Source organism: Bradyrhizobium sp. CIAT3101, assembly GCF_029714945.1.
In the GTDB taxonomy this organism is placed as follows: Bacteria; Pseudomonadota; Alphaproteobacteria; order Rhizobiales; family Xanthobacteraceae; genus Bradyrhizobium.
The window spans coordinates 1062501-1070000 of the sequence record NZ_CP121634.1 but is presented as its reverse complement, the minus strand read 5'-3'; the positions used below and the strand labels follow the sequence as shown (position 1 = coordinate 1070000).

The following is a 7500-nucleotide window of genomic DNA, read 5'->3' as shown; positions in this document are numbered from 1 at the left end:
GTCTCTGTTGATGTCCTTTCCTCCAGGTACTTAGATGTTTCAGTTCCCTGGGTTTGCTTGAAACCTCCTATGTATTCAGAAGTCTCATACCTTCTCTTGATAACCGGAAATCCAAAACCTCGCGGTCAAGGATCCGATCATTTCTGGTCAAACCCCAAAACCAAAGGTCTTGGAGTTCCGGCTATCGAAGGTGGGTTTCCCCATTCGGAAATCCGCGGATCAAAGCTTCTTCGCAGCTCCCCACGGCTTATCGCAGCGTAGCACGTCCTTCATCGCCTCTCAGCGCCAAGGCATCCACCGAACACCCTTAAGGCACTTGATTGCTCTCATTATCAATGTCCACACACTCGGCAGAATGTTGTCTGCGAGATTGTCTTGCGACGCGCGTCCTCGATGAACGCTATTCTCGCAGCCGGACAATGATTAGAAAGACCAGCTTGCTTCGTAAGATCGTTCCGATAGCGAGGCGGTCAAGCTTCGCTAAAAGGATCATTTACAACTCGCTCGTCTTTCAGACGCAGCCTTGTGAGCCACACTGAAAAGCGCGCGAGCGCCGAAATGATCCGGAGATAATGAAGGCTCGCGCAGCAATCTGCTACACGACCCAACTCGGATCGATCTCCTCTTTACGATGTCAGAAAACACGCATCTTGCTGTCTATCCAGACTAGCAGGATGCGAAGTGATGTTTCGCGGACGACGGTACAAGATCTCGGTGATCAAACCATCTGGTGGAGCCAGACGGGATCGAACCGACGACCTCATGCTTGCAAAGCACGCGCTCTCCCAGCTGAGCTATGGCCCCGTAACCAGAAGACGAATGCTCACTCGATGAGTGTGGTGGGCCTGGGAAGACTTGAACTTCCGACCTCACGCTTATCAAGCGCGCGCTCTAACCAACTGAGCTACAAGCCCCTAACGCATATCCCGTTAAGGACCATGGGATCCTGCGCATGCAGGCCCAGCGCGTGTTCGTCCGCGAAGAAAGAGAAACGTAGACGGCGAAATCCCGCCAATGGAGCTCAACGATCTGGCGATCTGTTGGCCCCTGATGTTTCTAAAACGATCCGATAGTGAGCCGAAGCTCGCTGAAGGATCATCCTTAGAAAGGAGGTGATCCAGCCGCAGGTTCCCCTACGGCTACCTTGTTACGACTTCACCCCAGTCGCTGACCCTACCGTGGCCGGCTGCCTCCTTGCGGTTAGCGCACCGTCTTCAGGTAAAACCAACTCCCATGGTGTGACGGGCGGTGTGTACAAGGCCCGGGAACGTATTCACCGTGGCGTGCTGATCCACGATTACTAGCGATTCCAACTTCATGGGCTCGAGTTGCAGAGCCCAATCCGAACTGAGACGGCTTTTTGAGATTTGCGAAGGGTCACCCCTTAGCATCCCATTGTCACCGCCATTGTAGCACGTGTGTAGCCCAGCCCGTAAGGGCCATGAGGACTTGACGTCATCCCCACCTTCCTCGCGGCTTATCACCGGCAGTCTCCTTAGAGTGCTCAACTAAATGGTAGCAACTAAGGACGGGGGTTGCGCTCGTTGCGGGACTTAACCCAACATCTCACGACACGAGCTGACGACAGCCATGCAGCACCTGTGTTCCAGGCTCCGAAGAGAAGGTCACATCTCTGCGACCGGTCCTGGACATGTCAAGGGCTGGTAAGGTTCTGCGCGTTGCGTCGAATTAAACCACATGCTCCACCGCTTGTGCGGGCCCCCGTCAATTCCTTTGAGTTTTAATCTTGCGACCGTACTCCCCAGGCGGAATGCTTAAAGCGTTAGCTGCGCCACTAGTGAGTAAACCCACTAACGGCTGGCATTCATCGTTTACGGCGTGGACTACCAGGGTATCTAATCCTGTTTGCTCCCCACGCTTTCGTGCCTCAGCGTCAGTACCGGGCCAGTGAGCCGCCTTCGCCACTGGTGTTCTTGCGAATATCTACGAATTTCACCTCTACACTCGCAGTTCCACTCACCTCTCCCGGACTCAAGATCTTCAGTATCAAAGGCAGTTCTGGAGTTGAGCTCCAGGATTTCACCCCTGACTTAAAAACCCGCCTACGCACCCTTTACGCCCAGTGATTCCGAGCAACGCTAGCCCCCTTCGTATTACCGCGGCTGCTGGCACGAAGTTAGCCGGGGCTTATTCTTGCGGTACCGTCATTATCTTCCCGCACAAAAGAGCTTTACAACCCTAGGGCCTTCATCACTCACGCGGCATGGCTGGATCAGGGTTGCCCCCATTGTCCAATATTCCCCACTGCTGCCTCCCGTAGGAGTTTGGGCCGTGTCTCAGTCCCAATGTGGCTGATCATCCTCTCAGACCAGCTACTGATCGTCGCCTTGGTAGGCCATTACCCTACCAACTAGCTAATCAGACGCGGGCCGATCTTTCGGCGATAAATCTTTCCCCGTAAGGGCTTATCCGGTATTAGCACAAGTTTCCCTGTGTTGTTCCGAACCAAAAGGTACGTTCCCACGCGTTACTCACCCGTCTGCCGCTGACGTATTGCTACGCCCGCTCGACTTGCATGTGTTAAGCCTGCCGCCAGCGTTCGCTCTGAGCCAGGATCAAACTCTCAAGTTGGACTTGAACTTTGAACCGGCTGATCACAACGTTTGACGAGGTCCCACCATTGTCGACCGAAATCGACTTGCTGTCTGCGATTCACATCGCGGACAACGATGGTGTTTCCTTTGAAACGTGTACCGCCGAAGTCTTTCGTCCTCTCTCAGTACTCAAAAGCCGAAGCTCTTAAGTGGTCCGAGAGGCGCAAGGACTCCGCCGTCCACGTTTCTCTTTCTTCATCTTCACTTGTCAAACAGCCCGGGACCAGGAGGCCCCAACCTTCCAGAGTGGAAGGGTTCCGACACTCTTACCGACGTCGAATGACTCCAACCGATTGTGTCGGCTGTTGTGTCACTCAACAAGTTGAGGAGCATCAGTGGCGCGTTCGCTCGCCTTGGTCAGTGACCCGGCGGCGCCGCGCTCAGTGGTTGGGGTTATAGGCCCCACCTTCCGGGCTGTCAACGCCAATCGTCAACAAATCGTCGCACAGTGGATTGTGGAAAATAATCCAGCGATTCCAGTCAATTAGAAGGGCACTGGTTCGCCGAAGCGACGCCGCCCGGCAAAAAATCTGAAAAAAAGTTTGGGTCCCAGGGGGCTCGGAAGGGGCTCGGAAGGGGCTCCGGAGGGACCCGGGTGGGGACTCCGGAAGCGGCTTGGGGCGACCCTCTGCCTGGGGCCCTGGCGCCCGGCCGTTCAGGAAACTTTTTCCATATTAGGCGCCGTACTAGAGCCACAATCCCGCGGCGTTCTGGTATGAGACAAGCTTGAATCGCGGAATGCCAGTGGGGGCTGCCGGCGATTTTCATGGGGTTCAGAGAAGGCGATCTGATGATGACGCGGCCTTCTTCGGACCTTCGAAAGACATCGAGAGACCTTCACCTTCCCAGCTGTTCGTAATTTCGGCCGGGCCCTGCATCGGGGCCTTCTGAGCGCGAACACCTGTACGGCTCGGCTTTTCCCGCGATGCCCCTGCAAGAGGGCGACCAGGGAACAGCACGGAGCGAAGGGTCTCGGGTCGTTGATTGGGGGACTTGGGTTGAACCAGAGGACGTCACGCGGCGCTTACGGGCGTGAGACCGGGATCATCGATCTCGGCCACGAGCCGCCGCTGTCCGTCGATGGTTCCGAGGCCGCCGTGATTGATCGCCGTCGCGTCTCGGTGCAATGGTTCAGCGGTACAATTCTGACCGGACTCTGCGGCGCAGCCCTGATCGGCGGCGCCGTTTTCGCATCTCTCGACGGCGAAATGACCTTCGCCAAGGTTCCGGAGCGGGTCGAAGGCGCGCTGCGCGGTGCGTTCAGTGCCGCCGATCGTGCCGCCACGCTGCACAAGAGCGACCGCCTGCCGCCGCCGAACGATTCCACCGCCTCGCGTAACATCGTGCGCGTCTCGACGGTCGCCCGCGTCGGCAACCGCGACGTGATGCGCGTGCGTCCCTTCGTCCGGATCGCCGGCAATCTGTCGATGACGACGAGCGATCTGTCGGCGAAAATTCCGCCGTTCAACGCGCAGCGTCTGCTCACCGACGTCGGCTCCGATCCGAAGACCGCAACCGACGATCCGAACAATCCCGAGGCCGTCGAGCCCGACGCCGAGGTCTCCTTCGTCACGAAGGATCTCTCGCCGGTGCTGCCGAAGGCCAAGATTTCCGCCGTGGTGGCGCTCGACGACATCCTGATGCGGGTGCGCGATGCCGCCAATTGGCGCGGCAATGGCGGGGTTCGCTACGCCTCGCTCGCCAATGCCACCGCCGACATCTCCGGCGCGACCGGCCCGTCCGACATGAAGATGGCCTATGCCACCGAAGTGTCGCCGTCCGATCCCTATGCCGGCTTCGAGACCCGCGTGGTTCCGGAAAACGTCACGCTGCTGCCGAAGACCAAAGAGCAGATCACCGGCGGCAATCCCAACGGCGAGCGCGTCCACGTCGTCAAGAAGGGCGACTCGGTCTCCTCCGTGCTGCGCGATCTCGGCGCCACGCCCGACGAAATCAAATCGATCGCAGCAACCCTCGGCCCCCGCGGCCGCGACGGCGGCCTGAAGGACGGCGAAAAGCTTCGCATCCTGATGGCGCCCGCAAGCCCCGGCGCCAGGCTGCAGCCCTATCGCGTCGTCGTGGCCAACGACACCATGGTCGAGGCGATCGCGGCGCTGTCCGATCTCGGCAAATACGTCGCGGTCGACGTTTCCAGCATGAATACCGTCGCCGACGCCACGGCCAACGCCAACAGCGATGACGATGACGATGACGACGGCACCGGCGTGCGGCTCTACCAGAGCATCTACGAGACCGCGATGCGCAACAAAGTGCCGATGCCGGTCATCGACGACATGATCAAGATCTACTCCTACGACGTCGATTTCCAGCGCAAGGTCGCGCCGGGCGACTCGTTCGACGTGTTCTACGCGGGCGAAGACGAGGGCTCGACGGCGGTCGACAAGAGCGAGGTGCTGTTCGCATCGCTGACGGTCGGCGGCGAAACCAAGAAATATTATCGCTACCAGAGCCCCGACGACGGCGTCGTCGACTATTACGACGAGACCGGCAAGAGCGCGAAGAAGTTCCTGGTCCGCAAGCCCGTCAACAGCGCCATCATGCGCTCCGGCTTCGGCGGCCGCCGCCATCCGATCCTCGGCTATGTGAAGATGCACACCGGCGTCGACTGGGCTACCGCCTACGGCACGCCGATTTTCGCCGCCGGCAACGGCGTGATCGAAAAGGCCCAGCTCGAAGGCGGCTACGGCAAATACGTCCGCATCAAGCACAACAACGGCTACGAGACCGCCTACGGCCATATGTCGGCTTTCGCCAAGGGCATGGAGCCCGGCAAGAAGGTGCGGCAGGGCCAGGTCATCGGCTTCGTCGGCTCGACCGGCCAGTCGACCGGCCCGCACGTTCACTACGAAATCCTGGTCAACGGCCGCTTCGTCGATCCGATGCGCGTGAAACTGCCGCGCGGCCGTTCGCTGGAAGGGCCGATGCTCGCGGGCTTCGAGAAGGAACGCGACCGTCTCGACGGCATGATGAGCGGCCGCGGCGGCGCCATCGCCCGCATGTCGGACGCCACCGGCGGCCCGCTCCAGGTCAGCAACCGCTGATTGGATCAACGGTCGTAATCGACCGGACGTCTCCGCAAAAAAATGATCTGACATGACGTCGTGGTGCGACGTCATCCCACAGCGCTACAATTTCAAGTTTCGTTTGCCAAAGCGGTGCAACGGGCGAATACTTTCCAAAAAAGGGAGGTCTCGCCATGACGCACAGGCTCGCCTGCGCAGCGTTCATCGCTGCAATTTTCTCGAGCACGAGCACATTTGCGGAGAGCTGGGAGGTCACGAAGCTCGTCCCGGGCTCGGCGTTCCACGGCGTGCACGGACTAGGTATCGACAAGGCCGGCCATCTGTTTGCCGGCAGCGTCGCGGGCGCGGCCCTCTATGAGGTCGACATCGCGGGCGGCACGGCCAAGATCGCGATTCCCTCGCCGATCGGAATGGCCGACGACATCGCATTCGCGCCCGATGGCGCCATGGCCTGGACCGGATTCCTGGCCGGCGATCTCTATTCGCAAAAGGGCGACGGCCCGATCAAGAAGCTCGCCAGCGGCCTTCCCGGCATCAACTCGCTCGCCTACCGCAAGGACGGCCGGCTCTACGCCACCACCGTTTTCCTCGGCGACACGCTCTATGAGATCGACGTCGAGGGCGTCAAACCGCCCCGTCAGATCATGGAGAAGATGGGCGGCCTCAACGGCTTCGAGTTTGGTCCGGACGACAAGCTCTACGGTCCGCTCTGGTTCAAGGGACAGGTGGCCAGGGTCGATGTCGACAAGGCCGAGCTGACCGTCGTCGCCGACGGCTTCAAGGTCCCGGCCGCCGTGAACTTCGATTCCAAGGGCAATCTCTGGGTGGTCGATACCGCGCTCGGCCAGCTCGTTCGGGTCGATCCCAAGTCCGGCGCCAAGACCGTGGTCGCGCAACTGAAGCCGTCGCTGGACAATCTCGCGATCGACGACAAGGACCGCATCTACGTCTCTAACATGGCCGACAACGGCATCCAGGAGGTCGACCCGGCGACCGGCCAGGCGAAGCAGATCATCATCGGCAAGCTCGCTTTGCCCGGCGGCATCGGCGTCACCTCGGACAACGGCAAGGATACGATTCACGTCGCCGACGTGTTCGCTTATCGCACGGTGGACGGGGCGACCGGCGAGGTCACCGAGAAGGCGCGCATGCATGCCGACGGCGTCACCCTCGAATATCCGATGAGCGCGACCGCGAAGGGCAACGACGTGATCCTGTCGAGCTGGTTCACCGGCACGGTGCAGGTGATCGACGGCAAGACCGGCGCCACGCGCGAGATGATGCACGGCTTCAAGGCGCCGCATGATGCGATCGTGCTGGGCGACGGCACCATCCTGGTGGCCGAGCTCGGCACCAAATCGCTGGTCCGCGTCAGCGGCGAGCATGGCAAGGATCGCACCACGGTGATCGGAGGTCTCGAGGGCCCGGTCGGGCTCGTCGGCGGCTCCAGCGACGAGGTCTATGTCACCGAAGCCTTTGCCGGCACCGTCTCCAGGATCGACAAGAACGGCGAGAAAACCGTGCTCGCCAAGGAGTTGAAAATGCCCGAAGGCATTGCGCGCGCGAGCGACGGCAGATTGATCGTGGCGGAGGTCGGCGCCAAGCGCCTGATCGAGATCGCGCCCGACAGCGGCAAGGTCACCGAGATCGCGGCCAATCTTCCGATCGGCCTGGCCGGTGCGCCCGGCGGCCTGCCCAGCAACATCCCGACGGGCGTCGCCGTCGGCACCTCCGACGTCATCTATTTCAGCTCCGACATCGAGAACGCGATCTACAAGGTCGTGAAGAAATAGCGCGGTCCTCGGCCGGCCGACCGACGCCAACAAACATCGCCCCGGAGA

The 7500-nt window shown here is 60.3% G+C and carries 2 protein-coding genes, 2 tRNA genes and 2 rRNA genes (1 of these 6 cut by a window edge); 2 read left to right on the top strand and 4 right to left on the bottom strand.

What is annotated here, in order from left to right:
- The 4 genes from QA645_RS04845 to QA645_RS04830 form a co-directional block, all read right to left on the bottom strand.
- Positions 1-322 (bottom strand): 23S ribosomal RNA (locus tag QA645_RS04845) (it extends 2524 nt beyond the left edge of the window).
- A gap of 406 nt (positions 323-728) precedes the next feature.
- Positions 729-804, bottom strand: a tRNA-Ala gene (locus QA645_RS04840).
- 33 nt (positions 805-837) lie between these two features.
- Positions 838-914 (bottom strand) — tRNA-Ile (locus tag QA645_RS04835).
- A gap of 191 nt (positions 915-1105) precedes the next feature.
- A 16S ribosomal RNA gene (locus tag QA645_RS04830) occupies positions 1106-2592 on the bottom strand.
- Together the 16S and 23S rRNA genes with 2 tRNA genes alongside form the textbook arrangement of a ribosomal RNA operon.
- 1021 nt (positions 2593-3613) lie before the next feature.
- On the opposite strand from QA645_RS04830, the gene QA645_RS04825 reads away from it, so the two are divergent.
- Both QA645_RS04825 and QA645_RS04820 read left to right on the top strand, forming a co-directional pair.
- Positions 3614-5677, top strand: a complete 2064-nt coding sequence (locus QA645_RS04825) for a M23 family metallopeptidase (RefSeq protein ID WP_283048555.1) — start codon at positions 3614-3616, stop codon at positions 5675-5677.
- Between the two features lie 155 nt (positions 5678-5832).
- Positions 5833-7452, top strand: a complete 1620-nt coding sequence (locus QA645_RS04820) for an SMP-30/gluconolactonase/LRE family protein (RefSeq protein WP_283048553.1) — start codon at positions 5833-5835, stop codon at positions 7450-7452.
- The last annotated feature ends 48 nt before the right edge of the window (positions 7453-7500 follow it).